The sequence below is a fragment of the Gracilibacillus thailandensis genome (genome assembly GCF_010994055.1).
Taxonomy (GTDB): domain Bacteria; phylum Bacillota; class Bacilli; order Bacillales; family Amphibacillaceae; genus Gracilibacillus; species Gracilibacillus lacisalsi.
In genome coordinates, this window is record NZ_WJID01000074.1 from 1 (window position 1) to 24,240 (window position 24,240).

The window sequence follows — 24,240 nt, forward strand, 5'->3', positions numbered from 1 at the left end:
GCCAAAGTGGATCTTAGTCGAAAATCATCCGGTAGGAGTGGAAGTGGACGGCCTCCGCTATGGAACTGTTCTACAACGTTTGTGACTGCTAACTTCTCGAGCTTTCTTAACCTGTGTAATAAAATTGGAATGTCAGCGAGTATATTCATTGTAGAGCATTAATTAGCGTAGGCGTCCACTTCGACTCCTGTGGGATCACTTTACAAAAGTTAGCTGAAGACACGCCCCACGGAAAGCGCAGTGGGCAAGCCGCAGCGGTTGTTACGCCTATTATTCAATAACTATTTTGGACAGGAACGATGGGGGTGCCGGTTTTTCTTATTAGCCTAAAGAAAAAAGTCTATATATTTGTTACAATGGTCATGAAGGTTAGTAGAAAGGAAGTTTACGATTATGACGTTTGTAAATGAAGTAAAGCGTCCGATTACGCCAGATTATGATCCATGGGAAGCATACATGGACGTTGAACAATATGGGGAGATGACGTTAACCAATATAGAATTTACCACCACACATTTGTGTAATATGCGGTGTGCACACTGTGCTGTTGGATACACGTTGCGTGATAAAGATCCAGATGCATTGCCTTTTTCTTTATTAAAGCAACGATTAGATGAAATCCCTCACTTACGCACATTAAGTATTACTGGCGGAGAACCAATGATGTCTAAAAAATCAGTGCGAGAATATGTGGTGCCGTTGCTTCGTTATGCACATGAGCGTGGTGTTCGGACACAAATAAATTCAAATTTAACATTGCCTTATTCCCGGTATGAAGCAATTATCCCTTATTTAGATGTACTACATATATCACATAATTGGGGAACACCTGAAGAATTTGCGGAAACAGGTTTTGCGAATATGGAGCGGAAGCCAAGTGAAGACAATCGCAGAAAGTATTTTGAACGAATGATTGAAAATTCCCAGAGACTTGCTGCAGAAGGTGTAATGGTATCAGCGGAGACAATGTTGAACAAACGAACGTTTCCTTATTTGGAATCAATTCACGATCATGTTGTGGAAATGGGGTGTGCTCGTCATGAGATTCATCCGATGTACCCAGTAGATTTTGCCAGCAACTTGGAAACACTTCATTTGAGAGAAATGCAAGAAGGAATTGAGCGGCTTCTCGATCATCGAGACGATTCAATGTGGATGTTATTTGGAACATTGCCATTTTATCCATGTAACAGCAATGAAGAAGAGCTTGCTTTGTTAAAACGATTATACAAGGAGAAAAACGTAACGGTACGAAATGATCCGGACGGGAGATCTCGTCTTAATGTTAATATTTTTTCTGGAGAAGTGATTGTGACCGATTTTGGAGATGACGAGGAACCCTCGCTCGGTAATATTCAAAACACTCCGTTACAAACTTCTTATGAGCGTTGGATGGAATCGAAAACAGCAAAATCATTGAACTGCCATTGTCCGGCTGTTAAATGCTTAGGCCCAAATATTTTGGTTAAAAATACGTATTACCAAGATGTTGATTTTACGAGAAGGTCAGCAAATTTCACCCTTTAAGAAAAATACCCCTGTTTCTTTCACGGAAACAGGGGTATTACGTTCATGAAGGAATATAGCTGCTTTTTTTATTCCTAGTTGTTCGATTAAAAACATATAGACAAATATACTGCATAATTTACTTGAGCGTAATGCCAGTTGTGAAAAGTTCAAGTTACATTCGCATGGAAGTCAATTTTGGAGTTTTTGTGGAGTACTTCAAGCTATATTATGTGAAAGATTGTTAAGGTATTACCGTGTACACGTTGTTTTTGGCAACGTGTACATTTATCTTTGTGCATTATTCTTACGAAGTAAAACTATATGCTATGTAAAGCAGTAGGTCGGTTTGCTAATAGCAGAATATAGTATTTCCAATCATGGAAAAATGTTACTACATACATGACAAATGTCATTTTAAAGTGCTGACAATTGCGTCTTATAAAATAGCTGAAATTGGAGTAAACTGCATATATAGTAAGCTTCGAAAGTAGGGATGTTGATGAGTAAGCAAAAACAAGCGAAATTAAGAAAAGATGTCATGCCGTATGCAACATCGAAAACAAAAACGAGCATGATTCAATTATTCAACACGATACCACCATTTTTTATATTGTGGTTTTTGGCATATCAAAGTTTGTCGGTCTCCATTTTCTTGAGTCTCGCATTTTCTGTTGTTGCAGCAGGATTTATGGTAAGGACCTTCATTATTTTTCATGATTGTGCTCACCAATCCTTTTTCAAAAATAAGAAATGGAACCGTGTGATTGGAACGTTGACAGGTGTTCTTACTCATTTTGCTTTTGAAAAATGGAAAAGAGAGCATTCGATTCACCATGCCACAAGTGGAAACCTAGATCAACGTGGTACAGGTGATATTTGGATTATGACAGTTAATGAATATGAACAAGCTAGTAAATGGCAAAGGTTACAATATCGCCTGTACCGTAATCCTTTTGTGATGTTCGGTTTAGGTCCATTTTCATTATTCTTGTATGAAAATCGTTTTAATCGGAAAGATGCTCGTAAGAAAGAGCGCTGGAATACGTATTTAATCAATTTTATGTTAGTTGCAATCTATGCAATTATCGTGCTGACGTTAGGATGGCAGGCGATTTTACTTGTCCAACTACCGATAGCATATGTAGCAGGTGTTCTTGGTATTTGGTTATTTTATGTTCAACATCAATTCGAGGATTCCTACTTTGAGAATGAGTCGGAATGGGATTATGTGAAGGCAGCTGTGGACGGAAGCTCCTATTATAAGTTGCCGAAATGGTTGGAATGGATGACAGGGAATATTGGTTATCACCATGTTCATCATCTAGCACCAAGAGTGCCGAACTACCATTTGGAGAAGGCGCACCAAGAAACACCGCCATTGCAAAAGGCAACGACAATTACCTTGAAGACAAGTTTAGAGTCAATTCGCTTTCGATTATATGATGAAGAGCAAAAGACTTTTATTAGTTTTAAGGAAATGAAACAGCGAAGTAAAAAGAAATCAAATATTTCGTTACCTTCGACCAAAGGTAGGCAGACAATTCGTTTCTGATAATCCCCCCCTGTCCCATTGTTCCAATTCTTTTTGGTACAATGGTGATGGGGGTTATTTATATCTGAAAGTGAAGTGCTGAGATTCAGTAAGTATTGTCATAAAAACAGAATTAAAGACAAATTTCAAAATGTAGATAAACAATAATGTACTTGTTTGTCCTTCGTGAGGTGATTTCAATGAGGCATTGGTATGATATTTTTCCTCGGAACACGGGGTTAAGTTTATATATTTGGATCATTTTTTGTGTGTTGCCATTTTATTTTATTTTCCATTCCACTTCTCTTTGGGAGATTGCGGCAGGAATAGCCGCAACCATGTTGTTTTTTGGTGTATATTGGATGACTTTTAATTCGCACGGTCCATTAGTATACATAGGATTAAGTATTGAATTTGTGATTAATATCATGATGACGATGTTATTTGGATATGTTTATTTTGCACTATTCATTGCTTTTTATATAGGAAATATTCGTAGTAAAGCAGGGTTTATTACGATGTATGTTATCCATCTCGTCACAACTGTTGGAGCGATGACAGCAGGATTCTTACTAAATTATTCCTTGTTTTTAAGTCAAATTCCCTTTTTAATTATGACTATTTTAGGGGTTATATTAATCCCGATAAATCGCTATAATCGATTTAAGCAGGAGAAATTGGAAGGGCAGTTGGAAGATGCGAATAGAAAAATATCACAATTAGCGATTATAGAAGAACGGCATCGGATTGCAAGAGATTTACATGATACGTTGGGGCAAAAATTATCGATGATAGGCTTAAAAAGTGAATTATCTGCCAAACTAGTCGAAAAAGATCCTGAAGCTGTAAAGAAAGAGCTGCAAGATGTTCAGGATACGGCTCGTCAAGCATTGAAGGAAGTTCGCGAAATGGTTTCTAATATGAGAAGTATCCGATTAAGTGAAGAAGTGGAACATGCCAAGCAGTTACTAGATGCTGCAGAAATAGGGTCAGACATTACATTTGAAGCTGATGGCGGTCATCTCCCGCTTTTTTTAGAAAACGTGTTAAGTATGTGTTTAAAAGAAGCAGTAACCAATGTAGTGAAGCATAGCCGTGCTTCTTCCTGTTCGATTAACATTATCGAAACAAAGCAGGCTATACAATTGGCAGTGGTTGATAATGGTATCGGTAATGCGGGTAACGAAAGCTATGGAAATGGCTTAAAAGGAATGAAAGAGCGGCTGGAATTTGTCAATGGGACATTAGCTATCAAGAGAAAAAAGAATGGTTTTGAAGTGTATATATCTGTTCCGAAAGTTTTGAAACAGATAGAAGAGGAGGAAGGGCTGTGATCCGGATTGTGCTAGCTGAAGATCAACAGTTGTTATTAGGAGCTCTAGGTGCTTTGTTGGATTTAGAGGAAGATATGGAAGTGGTCGGAAAAGCCAATAATGGGGAAGAAGTATTGGAATTAGTTAAAGAAGAAATGCCAGACATTTGCTTAATGGATATCGAAATGCCAGTAATGACAGGGCTAGATGCAGCAGAACAGCTACGAAACCACGCTTGTAAAGTAGTAATCCTCACGACATTCGCAAGACCGGGATATTTCGAAAGAGCAAGAAATGCCGGTGTTAGTGGCTATTTATTAAAGGATAGTCCTAGTGAGGATTTGGCACAGTCCATTCGCCAAATTATGAGAGGGAAACGTGTTTATTCACCGGAATTAATAGATATCGCTTTTTCAGAAGAGAACCCTCTAACAAGAAGAGAAATCGAAGTAATGAAATTGTTAGCGGAAGGAAAAACAACAAAAACTATTGCAAAAGAACTTTTTTTATCCAATGGAACGGTTAGGAATTATATTTCTATTATTCTAGATAAATTAGAGGTGGATAATCGTATTGAGGCGATTGCAAAAGTGAATGAAAAGGGCTGGCTAAAATAGAAACTGTTTTTCGGTTTCTATTTTTTGCATTTTGATGTAAAAGGGCATACAATAACTTTCGTGACTAGAAGTAATTTATATAAGATGATGTTCAAAAAGTCACCCAAATGATAAGCGGCGAATCTCTTTGTTGGCTTGTTTCTCATTCGGCAGCTTTTTGAACACGCACTATAAGGGAGTGAGAGAATGACTACAACTGTTCAAAAGCGAGGAACTATCGTTGCATTGTTACTGGCAGGATCTTTTATCGCGATATTGAATCAAACGCTAATGATTACAGCAATTCCTCCGATTATGAATGAAATGGGAATTACTGCTAACTCAGCACAATGGTTAACGACGATTTTTATGTTAGTAAATGGAATAATGATTCCGATTAGTGCGTTTCTGATAGATCGATTTACAACGAGACAATTATTTATTACAGCAATGACTGTATTTACCATTGGTACGTTGGTAGCAGCATTAGCACCTAATTTTGCTGTATTATTAGCTGGACGGGTAATCCAGTCCGCTGGTGCAGGTGTGATGTTACCATTAATGCAAACTGTATTTCTTATGATATTCCCGGTTAATAAACGAGGATCAATTATGGGATTAGTAGGGTTAGTTATTTCTTTTGCTCCAGCAATTGGTCCATCTTTATCAGGTTGGATTACCGAACATTATTCATGGCGCGTTTTATTCTACATAATATTGCCTATCGCTATTATTGATATCGTCATCGCTTATTTTGTGATGAAAAATGTAACCGAGATTTCGAAACCGAAGCTAGATATTCCATCCATTATCTTGTCTTCTTTAGGATTTGGTGGTTTGTTATATGGCTTTACAAGTGCAGGTAATAATGGTTGGGACTCCCCGATTACGATAGTTGTTTTAATAATAGGGGTTATTTCACTGATCTGGTTTATTTTAAGACAATTGAAATTACGACACCCAATGTTAGAGTTTCGAGTCTTTACTTATTCGATTTTTCCATTAACAGTAACGCTTGGTATGATTGCATTTATGGGGTTAATTGCAGTTGAAACTCTTGTGCCGTTGTATATGCAGGAAGCTAGGGATTTTACGGCTGTACAATCAGGACTGGTTATTTTACCAGGTGCACTCATTACCGGCTTTATGTCCCCGATAACAGGACGGATATTTGATAAAATTGGTGCAAGATGGCTTGCGATTGTAGGCTTTTCATTAATGACAATTGGTTCATTCCTATTCACGATTTTAGATGATAAAACATCGATTACGTATTTGACAATCGTGTTTGCAATTAGAATGTTAGGTATTTCTATGGTAATGATGCCTGCAGCGACTGCTGGTTTAAATCAGTTACCGAAAAATCTAATTGCCCATGGTGCAGCAATGGATAATACATTACGTAATGTGTCAGCATCTGTTGGTACAGCGATTATCGTAACCGTATTAACACAGGCAGAATCAATTGCTGAACAAAGCGGTGATCAATATCCAGGGATAACTGGCGCGAATACAGCCTTTTTAGTCCTTTCCGTTATCACCTTAATTGGATTAATTCTATCCTTTTTTATTAAAAACAGTAAGCCGTATGATGAAAAAGAATCAGAGTAGTGAGTAGTCTACTTTGAAGGAGAAAAATTGAACGAGGCTAAACATGAACATCTATTGCTGTTCATGTTTTTTCTTTATCAGAAAGGATAAAATCAATGTAATGACTGTGTTAAGCGAAGTAGTTATTTTGAAGAGTATTATGTATCAAATAAGAAAATTTTGTGATTTGTCTAGCTCCGAGCACTCAGAAACTCGGCGACTTCACGAATTGTATCGCTATTTGTGAGTAAAAACAACCGTGTTACCTCATGCGAGCGTTGTAGAGTAGATCTTAACGAAGGCCGGCCATTTCCATTCCTGTGGGACCTGAAGTTCCACTTTATTGAGCGGGTTTTGCTCGAAAAAGTTAGCTGAAGGGCAAACCCGACGGAGAGGGAAATGGGCAGCCGTAGTGGTGGTCAAGCAGTTGATATTATTCACAATAGCTACTAGAGGAAGCGACTAAGCGAATTGCTCAGTTTCTCTTATATATAATAAATAAGTAGCTATTTTATCACTGTCGCTTATGTTTAGGAATTGCTTGTTCCATAAAGTTATCTGCCAGTTTCTTAAGTTCTTTTTTCATGGTCTCGCCTTCCATCGGTAAACCATGGCCAGCGATTATCATGTCAGGATCTAAATCAGCTAGCTTTTTGACAGTCTTCTCTGCGCTCATCCAGTCTTCTGTAAAATAAGCAGGAGGTCCGTAAACATGCTGTAAAGGGAAAAGCACTGCCCAGGATGATTCCGGTTTCTCAGTAGAAATTGCATCACCTGCAATTAATAAACGATCCTTTTCACGAAACAAACTGATGTGGCCGACGGTGTGTCCGGGTGTTTCGATGTACTTCCAATCTTTGAGAAAAGGAACAGAACCATCATTTGGCAATGCTGTCACAAGACCTTCCAAGTGTTCTGGCTTAGTAGGGAATATCGTTGATAATAATGAAATCATCCCTCCACCAACAGTTGGATCTCCTGGAGGGTATTCCTTTTTGCCTGTGACAAAATCCATTTCGTTTTCGTGGATATATATTGGTACGTTCCAATATTCTGCCAACTTTTTCGCGGAACCGATATGATCAAAGTGACCATGGGTTAATATAATTGCCTGTGGTGGTTTATTGCCATAACGGTGTTCGCAAGCGTGAAGAATTCTATCATGATATTTTCGTGTGCCACTATCGATTAAGACCCAATCTTCATTTGGGGCACCGATCATGATGACGTTAACAACAAGAGTCCGGTAATAAGCGATATCTGGAAGGACTTCTTCCGGAATGGCATGGTCTAAGTCATGTTCAAGGTCTTTCCACTTATCAATATGTTCTTGATCCATTGTTTGTCCCACCTTATTTGTGCGTAAACTATCCTCATTATTTTGGTGTGAAATGAAAAGATTTATACTATAATCTGAAAATTTTAAAAAGTACTTGTTGTTTTTTTAGTAGTATGATATGATTTGTAGCAAATCCAAGTGATGTACTTACAATTTAAAAAAACGCAAGATTTTCTTATCCAGAGAGGTGGAGGGACTGACCCAGCGAAGCCTCGGCAACCAGCACGTATGTGCCCGGTGCCAATTTCAGAGAATCAATATTGATTCGAAGATGGGGAGATTCGACGGCGATTGTTTTTGTGTAGCGTAATGCAATTACTCGTAGAATCCTTCTCTATCTTTATAGGGAAGGATTTTTTATTTTAAAATACGAGGAGAATGTACAACTGAGATCCAGCTGATTATAAGTGGATTCAAAAGAATTAATTCATGAGATTGTGGATACAGATGAGCTAATTGTAGGAACATCTAGTTATCGCAACAGGTGGGACGTATCATCACTTTTTGAATTAATGTCATTAGCAGGTTATATATTAAAGCATAACAGTCTATGCATATGATGAACACTTTAATAGGGAAGTGATTAGTGCAGAACAACCCTTAGCACAAACATAAGTAAAATTTATGTAAAAAATGAAAAACCCCTTTACATGTATGGACAAATTAGTTAAAAATGATAAAATTTTAGTAAGTCGATGTGAGGGAGTTCGATCGAGATGAAAATGTGGATGAAAAAATTAACCGTTTTATTAGTGACGATATTAACTCTTGGGTTATATGTTCCCCCTATCTACATTAATGCTGATGTAGACTTAGGCAAAAAGGACATTGAGCCAAGTGAAGATCAGCCGAAACAATTAGATAAAGAAGAAATTGAAGATTCGATAACAGAAGAAAACCTAATTCTTGAAGACTCGAATCAACTTTATCTCGAGGAATTAAATCATCTTGCAAAAGAACAAGTGCAAGCAAAGCTAGGTACAAAAATCTCGGCAAAAGTGAAGGGAGATCTTGCTCGAACTGTCTTACCAAATCTTGAAACGGTATTAGATGCATTATATAAAGAAATTGGCGAGGAAGAAAGTCAATACTTAATGATTGCCGAAGAGCCCTCAGGCGGATATGGAGAGCGTATCTTTAACTTATATCATGTAAAAGATAAAGAAAATGTTGCAAAGTTTCATGTCAATCGGTTAAGAAGACCACAAGACGGTTATTATTTTCAATTCCACTATCATTTGCAAAACGATCAATTCGAAGAGCATTTCCCGATAGCAGAAGTTTATTGGGGAAAAGATACACCACCAAAATGGATGTCGCAATAGATAGGATGCCTTACGTATAGGAGGCATCCTTTTTAACCATAATATCAGAAATATAATATGTCAGAATTTTAAAACATTTTCCTTTATTTTAATCCGAAATATCGATAAAATAGATTTTATCGTGAATTTTTTCATTTTAGGGAATTTATTAACAAAGGAGTCACAAAAAATGCCTATCAAAGTGCCGGATTTATTACCAGCTAAGAGTAAGTTACAAGAAGAGAATATTTTCGTTATGGATGAAAGCCGGGCATTTAAACAAGACATTCGGCCACTTAAAATATTAATCTTAAATTTAATGCCATTAAAGCAGCAAACCGAAACCCATTTATTACGATTATTAGGAAATAGCCCATTACAATTAGAGGTAGGATTGTTGCATACGAGTACACATACTTCTAGAAATACATCGGTAGAACATTTAAAGCAATTTTATAAATCGATTGATGATGTAAAGGCTAATAGATATGATGGACTAATCATTACGGGTGCACCAATTGAAAAACTAGCTTACGAAGAAGTGAATTACTGGGAAGAACTGTCTGAAATTATGGAGTGGAGTAAAACGAATGTCACCTCTACCCTGCATATTTGTTGGGGTGCAATGGCAGGCCTTTACTATCATTACGGGGTGGATAAATATATGATGCCGGAAAAATTATCAGGCATTTATACACATGCGCTCAATGATCCACGTGAGAAGTTAGTCAGTGGTTTTGATGAGGAGTTTTTAGTGCCCCATTCACGTCATGCTGATATACGAAAAGAAGATATCGAAAAGGTCTCGAGTTTGAAGATATTAAGCGAATCGGAGCAAGCGGGAGTATATATGGTCGCCTCAACAGATGGTAAACAAATCTTTGTTACAGGTCACCCAGAATATGATGCTTTAACATTAAAGAAAGAGTTTGATCGGGATATGGCAGCTGGACTAAACCCGATCATACCAGAAAATTATTATCCGAATGATGATCCTAATCAAACACCAAAATTACGCTGGCGCACACATTCTAATATTTTGATCTCTAATTGGCTAAATTATTATGTTTATCAGGAAACGCCTTATGAATTGTAAACAAAGCTTGGAACCTATTAAGTAAATGGAATAGGTTTTAAGCTTTTTTTGTTTATAAACATTTTGAAATGATATGTAGACGGAAAGCATCGCTCCGGCTGGCCCACTTCGCTTTCCGTGGGGCGTGTCTTCAGCTAACTTTTGTAAAGAAGATCGCTTTACAAAAGTGGATCTTCAGATCACGCTGATCCCACAGGAGTCGAAGTGGGCGCCTGCGCTAAATAACGTTCTATATTTTTTTAACGTACGGACATTACATCTTTTATTTTACATTGTATAAAACCTCAAAAAGTTAGCTGAAGGTAAAACCCCTAATTAGTATAACGCTTCCTTATTTAGAATGAATAACTATAAAATGGTTTTAAATCACAAACTTTGTGTAAAACATTAGTAAATGGTTTGTATGAGGTGAGTGATGTTGACTAGTTCTAATAAAAAGATAAAAATAATTACCGCTCCAGGATTTGCAGATGATGTCATTGATGAAATGAAAAGTGATTTGCCTTCCTTGTTGGAGTATTATGTTGATGAAACAGTAAATTGGGAATTTGAACACGAAACAGATCCTTTAACAGGATCGACAGAGAATGCAAGGGAGATTTTGGAATCAATATTAGAAAATGCACAAGAATATGATAATGTTTTTTTGATTTGTTTAACAGATTTACCGTTATTCCATAATAGTAATGTTGTGCTTGCTGAAGCATATGAAAAAAAGAATATAGCATTACTTAGTTTACCTGCTCTTGGATCTACCCCAATGGTCAAACGAATTAGGGCATCTATTATCCAATTAGTCAATGAAATGTACAGAGGAGTCACTGATGAAGACCAACAAAAATTGACAGATAAGATAGAGGAAGCAGCTAAAGACGGTCTAAGAATTGTTAATGGTTATATATTAGTTAGCAAAAAAGGGCTAGAGAGGTTCTCTCCAGTTAGAAGAGAAACACCTCTAAATGGTGAGAAAAATATCGATGTTCGTTTCACTATTCCTTCAAGATACTTAGGTGGCTTACGAATTTTACCTGGTATGGTACGGGCGAATCGTCCTTGTAGAATGTTTCCATCTTTCATAAAAGTAATGGTTGTTGCATTTACCACTGGAACTTACGCCTTAATTTTTCCGACTTCATGGATGTTAGCGAGTGCATATGATACGTGGCGTATGATTATATTAAGTGTTGTGTCTATTATTGCGATGGTAACTTGGATTATCGTCGCTCATAAATTATGGGAATCTCCAAGAATTGAAACAAATAACTTAAAAAGAATGTTATACAATATAACCACGGTTTGTACATTGGTGATTTCAGTTACATTATTCTATTTAAACTTATACCTTCTGTTCTTAATTGCTGTTTTTTTATTCATTCCTATTGGTATGTTAGAATCACAAGTAAGTTCTCACGTTAATTACAGTAATTACTTTTACATAGCGTGGATTATCACCAGCTTTGCAACAATCATCGGTGCTTTAGGATCTGCTTTAGAAAGCGAAGAAACAATACTTTCTGCAACTTATGGATATCGACAAAAACAGCGATATGAGCAGTTAAAAAGGAAAGAAAAAGAAACAACAAACTTCGAAATAAGATCTTAATGAAAAACCGGGCTCAAGATTGGCCCGGTTATACTTAATGTAGTTTTTGTTGATAGTGCGCATAGGAGTCTGTGGCGAGGGTTACGGCCTGGGCGAATGCTGCACCTCCGCCTAGTGCGGCGCTAACAGCAATTGTTTCCATTAGTTCCTCCTGGCTAGCGCCGTTTTCTACAGCACCCTTTGAATGATAAATAATACAATACTCGTCCTGAGCATAAATACTAATCGCTAGCGCCATGAGTTGCTTTTCTTTTTTACCAATTGTTCCATCCTTAAATGCCTCTTCGGTAAACTCAAAATATCCTCTTGTCATTTCCGGTAAGTATTCTTCCATTCTTCTAGTACCACGTTTGAAATCTGCTATTGATTGATCAAAATAGTTTACATGTTCATGATTTTCCATCTTTTTATCCCGCCTTTCATTTTAATGTGTGAAAAAGCATAATATTTTATACAAGTGATGATAGACAGAAGCGAGGACACTCAGTTAAAATTTGTAGAGGGGGTAATAAAAGATGAGTGAAACTAACAATAAAGTACAATTAAAGGTAAGGGACAATGGATCGATTTTGGTAACAGGAGATGTTGAATTAGTGGATGCAGAGGGAAATCCATTCGAAACAAAACCAAAATTTTCCTTGTGTCGATGTGGTGCATCCAAAAACAAACCGTTCTGTGATGGATCACATAAAGAAATCGGTTTTCAGGACCAAATCAGAGCGAAGTAAGTTTGACAAGCACACAAAGAATTTTGTGTGCTAATGCTTTTTTCTATTTTGAAAGTATGTTGTTTTAAACTCTCGTTATGTGGTATTACATCAGTAACGCTACTAAAAGAGAGGAGAATGATTATTTATGACGCAACACAGAGATATCGAAGTCGAAAGAAAAGAGAAGAAATCAGACTCTAGTAAGGTTGGCGTTGCTGCAATTAAATATATAACCTATTTAATTATTTTCTTTGGGATTTTGTGGTTTCTCATCACCTACGTCTTTGGTAGATTGTTATAATTGAAATAGTAAAGCAGAAGGCACAGCCAGTTCGGTTAGTGCCTTTTCCTTTTGATTGCCATTGCGGTTGCATGTGACTTGTAGTATTGTTGTGTTGGAGATGGAGGTGTTTTCATGAAGGAGAGGCAGCGGATTCTCTTAAAAAAATTATTGCTAGCAGATGGACAAGTAGCTTTAGTGCAACATTTGGCCGAAGAGTTAAATTGTTCAGAGAAAACAATTCGTAATGATTTGCAAATAGTGGAATCGTTTTTAAAAGAACAAAGTAATGGGCGATTGATTAGAAAGCCTGGTGTCGGTGTATCGATTGAAATATCTGATAATGAGAAGCAGGAGATATTGTCATTCATACAGTCTGAAAATAGGGAGAAAAGAGGTGTTTTGCACGTTTTAGAACAAAAAGAAATATTATTTCAGCTTCTTATTCATGAAAATATCTCCATTCAACAGTTAACAGATCGCTACTTTGTGTCACACTCTGCCATAAAAAAAGTAATCGAAGAGATGGAAACATGGTTGAAAACTAACTTTTATAACAAAGAAACAAGAATTTCAATGGATGGAGAAATTAGTACAGGACTTAGAGCGTATCTTTCTTATTAAAGTCCCAGAACAGGAAAAGGTATACTTAACGATGCAATTTCTAGGTGCAAAGTTTCAGGAAAGGCATGGTGATGTGTCTCACTTCGATGCGGATGTTGACCAACAAGCAGAATGGCTGACAGAAGTGTTGACCAAACGGCTGAGTGTTTTAGCATTAATGCCTTTTGGTCAGGATGAAACATTAAAAGATGGATTAAAGGTGCATCTTTATTCGGTTATCAATCGATTGAAATATGAACTCCCTGTTCAAAATCCGTTGGCGGCAGATATTAAACAGATGTATCCATTTATGTTTGATGCTTTAATTACAGCATTGCAGGATATGGAAGAGGAATTGCCATTTAAAATTCCAGAAGATGAAGTGGCATTTTTAACCTTGCATTATCAAGCTTCACTGGAACGAATAAAAGGGGAACGACAATTTAACAAGAAAATAGTAATTGTGTGTCATATGGGTATTGGCGTATCAGAAATATTACGTTCGAAAATTGCTGCATCGTTTCATGAAATCGATATTATTGCAACACTTCCACAAAATAAATTGGAACTGTTTTTAAAAGAACAGGCAGTAGACCTAATTGTTTCGACCATGCCTATAGAGAGTGAAACTATTCCATATGTGATGATTACCCCTCTTTTTAACGAGCATGACAAGAATAAGCTTCGAAATGCCTTGCTTGGAAAGAGCCAAGGTAATCGTGATGCTGTATTAAGAAGTTATCTAAAAGATGATTATGTATTTTTAGATTTAGCTATAGAACATCGCTTCGAATTAATAGAGAAATTGTCAGAGAGATTAGTTCATGATGGCTTGGTAGAAGAGGATTATGGTCATCAAGCGCTAATTCGTGAACGAGCAGCAGCTACAGCAATTGGTGGTGGGATTGCCATTCCACATGGGGACCCAAATTTGGTGAAAGAATCTGTCATCATAGTAGCAACGTTAAAAGAACCGATTACATGGGGAACGGAATTAGTCTCTTTAGTTTTTTTTCTCGTATTAAAACAGGAGCCATCCGATAAAAGAAGAAAGCTGTTCCACCAGTTATCTAGGTTGGCAGGCAATCCTGAGAAGGTTGCCAAACTGTCCGCTGTAACAGATGTGGATGATTTTTTAGCTATAATAGATTAAAAAAATCCTTGCAGTTCTAAGAATTGTAAGGATTTCTTATTGTCTAGGAAATCATATATAGCGCCAAAAACTAGGCGACTTCACGAATCGCTTCGGCTACCCACTTCCCTGTCCGTGGGGGTTACCTTCAGCTAACTTTTCCAAGCAAAAAACCGCTTGAAAAAGTGGATCTTCAGGTAAAACAGTTCCCGTGGATGGCGAAGTGGGCAAACGCAGCGGTTGTTACGTCTATTATTCATGTCAAAATAACTACTTTGGACAGGACCAGGTGGGCTTTCCTGGTTTTGAAACAGTTTTTCTCATGATAACAAATGGGGCAATTTTCCCTGTTCATCTGAACTAAAAAAATCATTTTTGCCGGAAGTAGTGGTAAGTTTCTTTTATTTTGATAAGCCTATTTAGGGGTATACTATGGGTAAATACAACAAGGGAAGGTGTTACAAATGACAAAAATATTAGCGATTACATCTTGTCCTAATGGGATTGCGCATACGTATATGGCTGCTGAGAATTTGGAAAAAGCAGCAGAAGAGATGAATATAGATATTAAAGTGGAAACGCAAGGCTCAATTGGGGCAGAAAATGAATTAACTGCTGCTGAAATTGAAGAAGCAGATGCGATCATCATTGCGGCTGATAAAACGGTTAATAAATCCCGTTTCGTTGGGAAGAAATTAGTAGCTACAGGTGTGCAGGAAGGGATTCGAAACCCTAAGCACTTAATTAAACAAGCATTAAGTGATGATGCTCCTGTTCATAAGGGGGAAGCAAGTAGTAAAAAAGAAAAAATGCCGACTGCTTCAGAAGGAACGAAGCAAAATCCAATTTACCGTCACTTAATGAATGGTGTCTCCTTTATGGTGCCATTTATCGTTGTAGGTGGTTTATTAATTGCCATTGCTTTAACTATAGGTGGTAATCCTGGAGAAGGCGGAATTACAATACCAGAGGATTCCTTTTGGAAAACGATAGAATCGATTGGTGCTGCTGCATTTAGCTTTATGGTACCAATCCTTGCTGGTTATATTGCTTACAGTATAGCGGATCGTCCTGGTCTTGCACCCGGTATGATTGGCGGTTATATTGCAGCAAATGGCAGTTTTTATGGGAGTGAAGCAAGTGCAGGTTTTCTTGGTGGTATTATTGCAGGTTTCTTAGCAGGTTATGTGGCGTTATGGATTAAGAAAATAAAAGTGCCAAAGATGGTACAACCCATTATGCCAATCATTATTATTCCGGTAATATCTTCTTTGGTAGTAGGTCTTCTTTTTGTATTGTTAATTGGTGCTCCAGTAGCACAAATTTTTGAATCACTCACAGGTTGGCTTGCAGGTATGCAAGGAACAAGCTCGGTTTTATTAGCACTTATTTTAGGTGCGATGATTTCATTTGATATGGGTGGACCGGTTAATAAAGTAGCCTTTTTATTTGGTGCCGCCATGATTGGGGAAGGTAATTATGAAATCATGGGCCCAATTGCAGTTGCGATTGCAGTGCCACCAATTGGTTTAGGTTTGGCAACAATAATGTTCAAAAATAAATTTGAACAAGCCCAGCAAGAAACTGGTAAAGCATCTTTAACAATGGGATTCTTCGGTATTACGGAAGGTGCGATTCCATTTGCTGCACAGGATCCTTTGCGTGTGATCCCGAGTATTATGGTTGGATCGATGACAGGATCAGTTATTGCGATGTTAAGTAACGTTGGAGATAGTGTAGCGCACGGTGGACCTATCGTTGGAGTATTAGGAGCAGTTGACAATGTATTGATGTTCTTCGTTGCCATTATTATCGGTTCGGTAGTGACAGCGTTCATGATCAAATTATTGAAAAAAGATGTAGATAATCCAGTATTGGAAGAAGCAGAGGAAGAAATAAATGATGAACCTGTCACGCAATCAGTGCAACAAATCGAGAAACTAACAGATATTACAAATGTTAACTTAATCGATACAGAGATAAAAACAAATGACAGAGATGAAGTTATTGATGAAATGATTGCAAAATTAGATGCAAATGATGTGTTAACTTCTAAAGAGGACTTCAGAAAAGCAATATTAGATCGTGAAGCAGAAAGCTCTACAGGTATCGGTATGAATGTAGCTATTCCTCATGGCAAATCAGATGCAGTGAAAGTACCACGCGTTGTGTTCGGCCTTCAGAAAGATGGAGTAGATTGGCATAGTGCTGATGATTCTCTGGCGAAACTGATCTTTATGATTGCCGTACCGAAGCATGTGGAAGGAGACGCGCATTTGAAGATTCTGCAAATGCTCTCTAGAAAATTAATGGATGATCAATTTAGGGAGCAACTGTTAAATGTGAAATCTGAGGAAGAAGCATATCAATTATTAGATCAAATACAATAACAGTAACCCCCTTCTCCAGTTAACTTGGAGAAAGGGGTTTTTTATTGCCAGAAAGTATAAAATCGTGCAATGACCTTGTTAAGCGAAGTAAGTAGTTATTTTGATATGTTTTATGTGTATTTGCAAAGCTCCAACTAATTCCTTCTGCGGACACGGCCTCAACTAACTTTGTGAAAAAAACACTTTGCTCAAGTTTCTTATGCTAATCTGATCCAAATTACCCTCTACGAAAAACCTTGTTAGATTACCTTACACAAAAATTGTGGAGCTTTAGATTTCAGCTTACACTGTATTTAACAGTTGATGTTAATATTATTTACAAGGAGAGGGAAAGGATTATGGAAACTGTACTTATGGATAATTTATGGGTCATTATTGGTACTTTTTTAGTTTTATTAATGATTGGTGGATTTATTTTACTTGAGGCTGGTTCTACTAGAATGAAAAACGCTGGCCACATTGCAGGTAAAACAATCTTCACCATTGGAATCGGCTCAATCGTATTCTGGGCTGTCGGTTGGGGATTTATATATGGAGAAGGTAACTGGTTTATCGGTTTATCTGATTTCTTCTATGGTGACACATCATTTAGTGAAGAAGGGTTATCCCCAGCAGTTGATTTTATGTTCCAAATGATGTTCGCACTTATCGCTTTAACGATTGCATTTGGTGGTTTCGCAGAACGTGCAAAATTATCAGCATATGTTATATTTGCTGTATTGTTCTCAGCTTTAGTTTATCCGGTGGTTGCTCACTGGATATGGGGTGGCGGTTGGTTAGCTGACCACGGTAAACAAGACTTTGCTGGTTCGACAGTTGTTCACTTAACAGGTGCAATGGCAGCATTAGCAGCAACAGTTATTTTAAAACCACGTATAGGTAAATACAATAAAGATGGCTCTTCTAATGAGTTAGCAGGACACAACCAAGTATATACAGCATTAGCAGTATTACTACTTTGGGTAGGTTGGTTTGGTTTCAACGGTGCAAGTACATTTGGTGTAAGTGATGCATTCTTTGGTTATGTTATTTTGAATACACAATTAGGAGCGGCAGCTGGTGCAATTGCAGCAATGTTACTTGTTTGGGCAGTAACAGGAAAAGCAGATGTCCCAACGACACTAAATGGTGCATTAGCTGGTCTGGTAGCCATTACAGCATCTTGTGGTTTCGTTGAACCATGGGCAGCAGTAGTGATTGGTGCGATTGGTGGTCTGATCGTTTACGCAAGTATGCGATTCTTTGATCGTGCTCGAATTGACGATCCAATCTTCGCATTATCAGTTCACGGTACTGTCGGTGTTTGGGGTACAATTTCCACTGGTTTCTTTGCTACACATGAATTATCAGTCGGCATGGATTGGGGTCAACCAGGTTTATTTTACGGTGGTGGATTCGAGCAATTAGGTGTTCAAATCTTGGGCGTTGTAGCATCTGGTGCTTATGCATTTGTTGTATCATTCATTCTCCTTAAGATTATGGATAAAGTAATGGGTGGACTAAGAGTTTCTGAAGAAGAGGAAATCATTGGCCTTGACATGAGTGAGCATGGTAGCTATGGTTATCCTGAGAACATTCCACACCCGAATGAACAAGCAAAATAATGCATCGTTCTTCGATAAAGGAGATGACCTCCGTCATGAGTTACGAAGACATAAGGAAATGGCGTGAACAGCAGATTCACCTACAAATGGACCATGAACAATTAAACGATTTTCACGATGATTTAATGCTGAAAACCGTACAATTAGCACTTGAGAAAGTTAAGGTAGAGCAGGGTGAAGTCCCTGCTCCCTTCGCTTTTTTTCTGATGGGTAGTGCCGGTAGAAGGGAACAATCCATATGGAGTGATCAGGATCATGGTATTATTTTTAATGGTTCTGAACAACATCAAGCCTATTTTCAAAAGCTAGGTGCAGAGATTGTCGATGGTTTGGAAATAGTCGGTTATGAGCGGTGTGAAGGTAAAGTGATGGCATCGGAATCACGGTGGACAAAATCAATCGAAGATTGGAAGCGGCAAGTCAGCGACTGGCTTGATGAAGAAAGCTGGCAATCATTACGCCATTTCTCCACTTTCTTTGATTCACGTGTCTTATTAGGGGAAGGAAAATTACTGGAGGATGTTAAACAAGTAACATTTTCATATATTCAAAGTCACCCAGAAATTATGAATAGACTGGTGGATAATGTAGGGTTTATACAAAAAGGCGTAGGAGTATTTGGTCAGTTATTGCCGCAACAATCAGGAAAAAGAACAGGTCAGATTAATATTAAAACGACCGCATTGTTTCCATATGTTAATGCACTACGATTATTAGTTTTATGTAACCATATTATGAAAGCACCAACTCTTGTAAGGTTTGCAGCTCTTAAGGAGAAATACTCCTTTTTATCTGAGTATCACAGACTGTTTGAAAGTTTGCTAGCTTTTAAATTTCAGTTCACCAAAGATGCAACTGAATATGAAGAAGTACATTATATTCCTTTAAAGAAATTATCAAAAAAAGACAAACAGGAGTTGAAGGAATACATGAAAAAAGGTGCGGAACTATTTCAGCAGGCAAAAAATACGATAGAAAAAGAGTGTTCTAAATGGTAATGAATCAAATGCTTCAATTTATTAAGCAGATGTCAGGGAAAATGAATGATATGAATCCTGTAACAAGTCAAACAGATGCTAGAAAGATTGCCTATATGCGTAATTTGCAAAGAGAATTGAAGCAAAAAGATGTGTTGAATACACCTTTTAAAGACTTAGCTGTAGTAGTGTTTGATATCGAAACAACTGGCTTTTATCCTTACAATGGTGATCGTATTCTCTCGATAGGTGCAGTGAAAATGAAAGGATCAGAAGTCTTAAGAGACCAGTTATTTTATAAAACGGTTTATAGTGAATTACCTCCTTCAGAAGAAATTGCAGCTTTAACCGGGATCACTCAAGCAGAACTAAGTCAAGCAGCACCATTGCCAGAAGTGTTAAGGCAATTCTTCCAATTTGTTCGTAGTGATACTTTGATTGCCCATCATTCGAGTCATGAAAAGCAATTTATGAAACATGCAAGCTGGACAGCTTTGAAAACAAGTTTTCAGCATCGGATTATAGATACTTCTTTTTTAACGAAGGTTGTGTCTCCAGATGTTTCATTCGTGACATTAGATGAATGGTGTGATCACTACGGAGTAGATATTGGCCGTAGGCATCATGCGTTATATGATGCTGCAGCAACTGCTAAATTATGGTCAGAAAATGTAAAGAAAGTAGAAGAAATGGGCTTCACTAATTTAAAAGATATTTATACGCATATTGCTAGTTTGCCTTAATTCTGAAAGGAGAGGAAAAGAACGTGAATCATGATATACCAGATCATATGGCCACCTTTCCAATTAGTGTCGTAAAAGAGCTAACCAAATTAAGTGGAAGGCAAATTCGTTACTATGAAGAACAAGGCTTAATCTCCCCAGCTAGAAATGAAGGTAACAGGAGAATGTTTTCTTTACAGGATATCGAACGATTAAAGAGAATAAAAGAATTGATTGATCAAGGAATTAACATTGCTGGTATCAAGGCGATGTTAAAAGATTAATTAACCCCCGTTTTGTAATGAAACAAAAAGGGGGTTTTTTAATGCCTAAACGTTATGCACAGTAATATACGTATACTGCAAAGTAATATAGATATGGAAAAGAGATATCCCCGGAAGTGCCACCCTGTTCCGAGGAAAAAGGCTTCTCTTCCGGGGATAAACGACTATATCCAGGGAAGAGGAGAAGATATCCCCGGAATAGCAAAGGATATCCGCGGAAGCGTCATTCTGTTCCGAGGAAAAGATCCTCTCTTCCGGGGATAAACGACTATATCCATGGAAGGGAAGGAGATATCCTTGGAACAACAAAGGATATCCCCGAAAGCCATTTTGTAACTATATAATATTTTCACTATTTCGCAGTTTGTATCTTTCCCCTTCACTTATAAAAAAAATAGTACCTTGCATTATACAGTAGTTGGTGGTATAGTTTAATTACAGAGTACTAATTGTATGCCAGTACTGTTTAATGTATAGTAGTGGCAAGAAAATCGGAGGTAAGCGAACATGAATATCCAATTTAAAAAAGGAGCGCTAGAATTATGTGTACTTGCTTTGTTAAATAAGCAGGATCATTATGGTTATGAGCTAGTCAAAAAAATATCAGATCGAATAGCTATATCGGAAGGTTCTGTTTATCCTTTATTAAGGAGATTGAAAAAGGAGGAGTATTTTACGACTTATTTGCAGGAATCAGTGGAAGGACCATCTCGTAAATATTACAAATTGACGGATAAAGGAAGAGATTATCTGTATGAATTACTCAAAGAATGGCAGCAATTCTCTGAAGGGGTAAATCATATAATTAAGGAAGGTGTTAGTAATGAATAAAAAGGAATTTTTAACGAGTCTAGAATCGAGACTAGAAAAGCTTTCTAAAGAAGAAAGACAAGATATTTTGCAAGATTTCAATGAGCACTTCGAGATTGGTAGAGAGGAAGGGAAGACAGAAGAAGAAATCGCTCATTCGTTAGGTTCACCAAGTCAAATTGAGAAAGAAATATTAGCAAGCTACTATGTAGAAAAAGTGGAGTCCACTTCATCTGCCGGTAATGTATTAAAAGCTGTTTGGGCAGTTATTGGGCTAAGTTTTTTTAACTTAGTGATTGTTCTCGGGCCTTTTATTGCCCTAGTCAGTTTGATTGTGGCAGGATGGGTGACAGGTGGAGCTTTCATACTGTCTCCGCTATTATTCTTGATTAATTTAGCTGTTTTTCCTAGTACTTTTGAATTCTTTGACCTATTTTTTTCTCTTACATTATGTGGACTGGGATTATTAGTTGCGATTGGAATGCTTTATGTCACCCGCTTTTCGACAAAAGGTCTGATCAAATATTTGAATTATAATGTAAATCTTGTTAAAGGTGGAATGAAATCATGACAAATATAAAGAGAATTATTATGATTGCCTGCACATTATTACTAGTAGGCGGAATCGGTAGCATCATTTCTTACCGATTTTATGAGCCAACGACTCTTGCTGTAACAAAGGAATTAGAAAACACTGAAATTACTGCCATTGAAATCGATATGCAAAATGAAAAAGTAGAAATCATACCTACAAACGATCCTGTTCCAAAAGTAGAGTTAACAGGAACAGAAGATAGTCATTCTAGTACGGAATTAGTTGTAGAGGAAGAAGATGATATATTATCTATTCATACAGAAAATGAGATGGGAAAATGGTTTAGTTTCAACTTCTTTAATAGCTCACGAACATTAACAGTTCATTTACCTGAACAAGAATATCAACGTTTAGCAGTCGATATTAGTAATGGAAGCTTGCAAGCGGAAGATTTAATGGTAAAAGAGGTAAATGTAGAAACCAAAAATGGAAAAGTAGAGCTTAGTGATATCGTATCTGATTCATATCAACTGAGAACTTACAATGGTAAGATTAACCTTGAAAATGTAGAAGGGGAATTAGCTGCTAGAGCGAATAATGGAGCAATTTCCTTAGTAACGAATAATTTGGATCGTAACATTAATTTTGAAACAGATAATGGAAGGATTAAGATTCAGAGTGCAAAAGAGCCTACGAATGCTGTTATTGATACAAAGGTTAATAATGGAAGGGTTAATCTATTTGGAGATTCTGATTACAATACGATAGTTGGGGATGGGGATAACCTGGTGAAATTAAGTACGAAAAATGGAAGTATTACCGTTACCCAATAAAGTGTGATTATGATTAGTTAAAGGATTAGCACTGTGATAATTATGCAGGAGTGAACCATGGACGTTCACTCCTGGAAATTCCATTATCTATAAGATTTATTATTATTTATTGAATAAGTCAAATACCCCACCAATACCACCTTCACCTTTATTTCCACCTTTCTCAGGTAATGCAGCAAATACTTTACTTGCGAGACGGCTAAATGGTAATGATTGCACCCATACAGTTCCTGGCCCTGACAGAGTTGCAAAGAAAATCCCTTCTCCACCAAATAGTGCTGTTTTGATACCACCAACATATTCAATGTTATATTCCACATCACCAGTCATAGCAACCAAACATCCAGTATCGACACGTAGCTTTTCGCCTGGTTGTAACTCACGCTTATGAATGGTACCTCCAGCATGAACAAATGCCATGCCATCTCCTTCTAACTTTTGCATGATAAAACCTTCTCCACCAAAGAATCCAGTCCCCATTTTGCGCTGAAATTCAACACCTACAGCTACTCCTTTAGCAGCAGCTAAGAAAGCATCTTTCTGGCATATAATTTTCCCGTTTAATTCACTTAAATCCATGGGTACGATTTTCCCTGGATAAGGGGAAGCAAAGGAGACATGTTTTTTACCGGTCCCCTGATTCGTAAATGTTGTCATAAATAAACTCTCACCTGTAATAACTCGTTTTCCAGCACCAAGTAATTTACCAACCAGTCCTCCTTGATTGGAAGACCCGTCCCCGAAAATCGTTTCCATTGAGATGTCACTATCCATCATCATTAAACTACCACCTTCAGCAACCACTGTTTCCTGTGGATCTAACTCGACTTCGACAAATTGCATATCGTCTCCATATAATTGAAAGTCAATTTCATGATTGTTCATTTCCGTTCAGCTCCTTTGTGTTAGGTTATTTATATATACGTATCTTATCACAAATAAGATTCAAGTTGTCAGAAAATTCAAAAACAAGTGAATAAATATTCAATATTTTTATAAAAATGTTGATATTGGCGCATTTCTATTGATTAAAGATGAATAGCAAATTTAGAGCATATGAGGAAAATGCGGAGAATGAAAAAGAATTTAAAAGAATTTCGCAAAATATGTTTACAAATAGATAATATATGGTACTATATACTTGAATTCATTAATAAATGAAGCAATTTTTTTAGGAAAGGGGATAGTTGACTATGGTAACTTCTTTATACATGGTTTCTCTAACTATTCTGCTTACTTTTCTAGTTTTATCTGCAATTGAAAAAATTACGTCACGCAGAAAAAAACTAAAAGTAGATATGAATTTAGAAACAAACACGCAAGCACAACCGGTAATTGCTGGTAAAGAGATGAGATAAGCAACTAGTTATCTGATGAGAACTAGCTGAGATAGAGCCTCCTAATAATTATTAGGAGGTTTTTTGTTTTTTAAAAAGATTATGGCTCTATACTAAATGTGGTGGTGCTTCCTGGAGTGAT

At 37.2% G+C, this 24,240-nt stretch carries 24 protein-coding genes and 1 riboswitch; of the genes, 21 read left to right on the forward strand and 3 right to left on the reverse strand.

Annotated elements, in window-relative coordinates; all coding sequences use genetic code 11:
• Nucleotides 1-393: 393 nt before the first annotated feature.
• From yfkAB to GH715_RS18170, 5 genes are all read left to right on the forward strand, one after another.
• Entirely contained in the window at nt 394-1,527 is a 1,134-nt protein-coding gene (gene yfkAB / locus GH715_RS18150; RefSeq protein ID WP_153836635.1) for a radical SAM/CxCxxxxC motif protein YfkAB, read from the forward strand.
• A 481-nt stretch (nt 1,528-2,008) separates the two neighbouring features.
• Nucleotides 2,009-3,061 carry a Delta(5) desaturase DesA gene (gene desA / locus GH715_RS18155; protein WP_153836636.1) on the forward strand — a complete coding sequence of 351 codons (1,053 nt, stop codon included), beginning with the start codon at nt 2,009-2,011 and terminating at the stop codon, nt 3,059-3,061.
• A gap of 179 nt (nt 3,062-3,240) precedes the next feature.
• Entirely contained in the window at nt 3,241-4,374 is a 1,134-nt protein-coding gene (locus GH715_RS18160; RefSeq protein ID WP_153836637.1) for a sensor histidine kinase, read from the forward strand.
• Nucleotides 4,371-4,970 (forward strand): response regulator transcription factor, encoded by a 600-nt coding sequence (locus GH715_RS18165; protein ID WP_163578751.1) that lies wholly within the window; start codon nt 4,371-4,373, stop codon nt 4,968-4,970. Before GH715_RS18160 ends, GH715_RS18165 begins: the two co-directional genes overlap by 4 nt.
• A gap of 186 nt (nt 4,971-5,156) precedes the next feature.
• Complete coding sequence (locus GH715_RS18170; protein ID WP_153836638.1) at nt 5,157-6,560, forward strand: MDR family MFS transporter; 1,404 nt, start codon at nt 5,157-5,159, stop codon at nt 6,558-6,560.
• A gap of 493 nt (nt 6,561-7,053) precedes the next feature.
• On the opposite strand, the gene GH715_RS18175 is transcribed toward GH715_RS18170, so the two are convergent.
• On the reverse strand, nt 7,054-7,878 hold the full coding sequence (locus GH715_RS18175) for an MBL fold metallo-hydrolase (protein ID WP_153836639.1): 825 nt from the start codon (nt 7,876-7,878) through the stop codon (nt 7,054-7,056).
• Between the two features lie 172 nt (nt 7,879-8,050).
• Nucleotides 8,051-8,156, forward strand: a riboswitch (SAM riboswitch).
• Nucleotides 8,157-8,594: 438 nt separating this feature from the next.
• Between GH715_RS18175 and GH715_RS18180 the strand changes: the two genes are divergently transcribed.
• The 3 genes from GH715_RS18180 to GH715_RS18190 all read left to right on the forward strand — a co-directional run bounded on the left by GH715_RS18180 (nt 8,595) and on the right by GH715_RS18190 (nt 11,881).
• Nucleotides 8,595-9,203, forward strand: coding sequence for a YpjP family protein (locus GH715_RS18180; RefSeq protein ID WP_153836640.1), 609 nt, complete (start codon nt 8,595-8,597; stop codon nt 9,201-9,203).
• Between the two features lie 169 nt (nt 9,204-9,372).
• Nucleotides 9,373-10,278 (forward strand): homoserine O-acetyltransferase MetA, encoded by a 906-nt coding sequence (metA, locus tag GH715_RS18185; RefSeq protein ID WP_153836641.1) that lies wholly within the window; start codon nt 9,373-9,375, stop codon nt 10,276-10,278.
• Nucleotides 10,279-10,693: 415 nt separating this feature from the next.
• The gene (locus GH715_RS18190; RefSeq protein WP_153836642.1) at nt 10,694-11,881 is read left to right on the forward strand and encodes a hypothetical protein; all 1,188 of its coding nucleotides are present in this window, start codon (nt 10,694-10,696) and stop codon (nt 11,879-11,881) included.
• A gap of 34 nt (nt 11,882-11,915) precedes the next feature.
• Here the strand turns inward: GH715_RS18190 and GH715_RS18195 are convergent, their stop codons facing one another.
• Nucleotides 11,916-12,284, reverse strand: a complete 369-nt coding sequence (locus GH715_RS18195) for a carboxymuconolactone decarboxylase family protein (RefSeq protein ID WP_153836643.1) — start codon at nt 12,282-12,284, stop codon at nt 11,916-11,918.
• Between the two features lie 112 nt (nt 12,285-12,396).
• Between GH715_RS18195 and GH715_RS18200 the strand changes: the two genes are divergently transcribed.
• From GH715_RS18200 to GH715_RS18255, 12 genes are all read left to right on the forward strand, one after another.
• Nucleotides 12,397-12,609, forward strand: a complete 213-nt coding sequence (locus tag GH715_RS18200) for a CDGSH iron-sulfur domain-containing protein (protein ID WP_153836644.1) — start codon at nt 12,397-12,399, stop codon at nt 12,607-12,609.
• 127 nt (nt 12,610-12,736) lie between these two features.
• On the forward strand, nt 12,737-12,892 hold the full coding sequence (locus GH715_RS18205; protein WP_018932118.1) for a hypothetical protein: 156 nt from the start codon (nt 12,737-12,739) through the stop codon (nt 12,890-12,892).
• A gap of 114 nt (nt 12,893-13,006) precedes the next feature.
• The gene (locus GH715_RS18210) at nt 13,007-13,495 is read left to right on the forward strand and encodes an HTH domain-containing protein (RefSeq protein WP_153836645.1); all 489 of its coding nucleotides are present in this window, start codon (nt 13,007-13,009) and stop codon (nt 13,493-13,495) included.
• Nucleotides 13,452-14,627, forward strand: coding sequence for a BglG family transcription antiterminator (locus GH715_RS18215; RefSeq protein WP_153836646.1), 1,176 nt, complete (start codon nt 13,452-13,454; stop codon nt 14,625-14,627). The genes GH715_RS18210 and GH715_RS18215 overlap by 44 nt, the downstream gene beginning before the upstream one ends.
• Before the next feature lie 443 nt (nt 14,628-15,070).
• On the forward strand, nt 15,071-16,996 hold the full coding sequence (locus GH715_RS18220) for a fructose-specific PTS transporter subunit EIIC (protein ID WP_153836647.1): 1,926 nt from the start codon (nt 15,071-15,073) through the stop codon (nt 16,994-16,996).
• A gap of 338 nt (nt 16,997-17,334) precedes the next feature.
• The gene (locus GH715_RS18225; RefSeq protein WP_153836648.1) at nt 17,335-18,600 is read left to right on the forward strand and encodes an ammonium transporter; all 1,266 of its coding nucleotides are present in this window, start codon (nt 17,335-17,337) and stop codon (nt 18,598-18,600) included.
• A gap of 35 nt (nt 18,601-18,635) precedes the next feature.
• Complete coding sequence (locus tag GH715_RS18230) at nt 18,636-19,598, forward strand: DUF294 nucleotidyltransferase-like domain-containing protein (protein WP_153836649.1); 963 nt, start codon at nt 18,636-18,638, stop codon at nt 19,596-19,598.
• The gene (locus GH715_RS18235; protein WP_153836650.1) at nt 19,592-20,320 is read left to right on the forward strand and encodes an exonuclease domain-containing protein; all 729 of its coding nucleotides are present in this window, start codon (nt 19,592-19,594) and stop codon (nt 20,318-20,320) included. The genes GH715_RS18230 and GH715_RS18235 overlap by 7 nt, the downstream gene beginning before the upstream one ends.
• A gap of 23 nt (nt 20,321-20,343) precedes the next feature.
• Nucleotides 20,344-20,583 carry a MerR family transcriptional regulator gene (locus GH715_RS18240; RefSeq protein WP_018932111.1) on the forward strand — a complete coding sequence of 80 codons (240 nt, stop codon included), beginning with the start codon at nt 20,344-20,346 and terminating at the stop codon, nt 20,581-20,583.
• Between the two features lie 507 nt (nt 20,584-21,090).
• Nucleotides 21,091-21,414 (forward strand): PadR family transcriptional regulator, encoded by a 324-nt coding sequence (locus GH715_RS18245; RefSeq protein ID WP_018932110.1) that lies wholly within the window; start codon nt 21,091-21,093, stop codon nt 21,412-21,414.
• Nucleotides 21,407-21,964 (forward strand): HAAS signaling domain-containing protein, encoded by a 558-nt coding sequence (locus GH715_RS18250; protein ID WP_153836651.1) that lies wholly within the window; start codon nt 21,407-21,409, stop codon nt 21,962-21,964. Before GH715_RS18245 ends, GH715_RS18250 begins: the two co-directional genes overlap by 8 nt.
• Nucleotides 21,961-22,761 carry a DUF4097 family beta strand repeat-containing protein gene (locus tag GH715_RS18255; protein WP_153836652.1) on the forward strand — a complete coding sequence of 267 codons (801 nt, stop codon included), beginning with the start codon at nt 21,961-21,963 and terminating at the stop codon, nt 22,759-22,761. The genes GH715_RS18250 and GH715_RS18255 overlap by 4 nt, the downstream gene beginning before the upstream one ends.
• A 102-nt stretch (nt 22,762-22,863) precedes the next feature.
• On the opposite strand, the gene GH715_RS18260 is transcribed toward GH715_RS18255, so the two are convergent.
• The gene (locus GH715_RS18260; RefSeq protein WP_153836653.1) at nt 22,864-23,646 is read right to left on the reverse strand and encodes a TIGR00266 family protein; all 783 of its coding nucleotides are present in this window, start codon (nt 23,644-23,646) and stop codon (nt 22,864-22,866) included.
• A gap of 308 nt (nt 23,647-23,954) precedes the next feature.
• Between GH715_RS18260 and GH715_RS18265 the strand changes: the two genes are divergently transcribed.
• Nucleotides 23,955-24,119, forward strand: a complete 165-nt coding sequence (locus GH715_RS18265) for a hypothetical protein (protein ID WP_153836654.1) — start codon at nt 23,955-23,957, stop codon at nt 24,117-24,119.
• Nucleotides 24,120-24,240 lie beyond the last annotated feature (121 nt).

Bases quoted from the DNA above. Each gene is read 5' to 3' on its own strand.
- GH715_RS18170 (WP_153836638.1), top strand. From the start codon at position 5,157: ATGACTACAACTGTTCAAAAGCGAGGAACTATCGTTGCATTGTTACTG.
- GH715_RS18175 (WP_153836639.1), bottom strand. From the start codon at position 7,878: ATGGATCAAGAACATATTGATAAGTGGAAAGACCTTGAACATGACTTA.
- GH715_RS18220 (WP_153836647.1), top strand. From the start codon at position 15,071: ATGACAAAAATATTAGCGATTACATCTTGTCCTAATGGGATTGCGCAT.
- GH715_RS18230 (WP_153836649.1), top strand. From the start codon at position 18,636: ATGAGTTACGAAGACATAAGGAAATGGCGTGAACAGCAGATTCACCTA.
- GH715_RS18160 (WP_153836637.1), top strand. From the start codon at position 3,241: ATGAGGCATTGGTATGATATTTTTCCTCGGAACACGGGGTTAAGTTTA.
- GH715_RS18195 (WP_153836643.1), bottom strand. From the start codon at position 12,284: ATGGAAAATCATGAACATGTAAACTATTTTGATCAATCAATAGCAGAT.
- desA (WP_153836636.1), top strand. From the start codon at position 2,009: ATGAGTAAGCAAAAACAAGCGAAATTAAGAAAAGATGTCATGCCGTAT.
- GH715_RS18190 (WP_153836642.1), top strand. From the start codon at position 10,694: ATGTTGACTAGTTCTAATAAAAAGATAAAAATAATTACCGCTCCAGGA.
- GH715_RS18245 (WP_018932110.1), top strand. From the start codon at position 21,091: ATGAATATCCAATTTAAAAAAGGAGCGCTAGAATTATGTGTACTTGCT.
- yfkAB (WP_153836635.1), top strand. From the start codon at position 394: ATGACGTTTGTAAATGAAGTAAAGCGTCCGATTACGCCAGATTATGAT.
- GH715_RS18210 (WP_153836645.1), top strand. From the start codon at position 13,007: ATGAAGGAGAGGCAGCGGATTCTCTTAAAAAAATTATTGCTAGCAGAT.
- GH715_RS18235 (WP_153836650.1), top strand. From the start codon at position 19,592: ATGGTAATGAATCAAATGCTTCAATTTATTAAGCAGATGTCAGGGAAA.
- GH715_RS18200 (WP_153836644.1), top strand. From the start codon at position 12,397: ATGAGTGAAACTAACAATAAAGTACAATTAAAGGTAAGGGACAATGGA.
- GH715_RS18255 (WP_153836652.1), top strand. From the start codon at position 21,961: ATGACAAATATAAAGAGAATTATTATGATTGCCTGCACATTATTACTA.
- GH715_RS18260 (WP_153836653.1), bottom strand. From the start codon at position 23,646: ATGAACAATCATGAAATTGACTTTCAATTATATGGAGACGATATGCAA.
- GH715_RS18205 (WP_018932118.1), top strand. From the start codon at position 12,737: ATGACGCAACACAGAGATATCGAAGTCGAAAGAAAAGAGAAGAAATCA.
- GH715_RS18215 (WP_153836646.1), top strand. From the start codon at position 13,452: ATGGAGAAATTAGTACAGGACTTAGAGCGTATCTTTCTTATTAAAGTC.
- metA (WP_153836641.1), top strand. From the start codon at position 9,373: ATGCCTATCAAAGTGCCGGATTTATTACCAGCTAAGAGTAAGTTACAA.
- GH715_RS18225 (WP_153836648.1), top strand. From the start codon at position 17,335: ATGGAAACTGTACTTATGGATAATTTATGGGTCATTATTGGTACTTTT.
- GH715_RS18265 (WP_153836654.1), top strand. From the start codon at position 23,955: ATGGTAACTTCTTTATACATGGTTTCTCTAACTATTCTGCTTACTTTT.
- GH715_RS18180 (WP_153836640.1), top strand. From the start codon at position 8,595: ATGAAAATGTGGATGAAAAAATTAACCGTTTTATTAGTGACGATATTA.
- GH715_RS18250 (WP_153836651.1), top strand. From the start codon at position 21,407: ATGAATAAAAAGGAATTTTTAACGAGTCTAGAATCGAGACTAGAAAAG.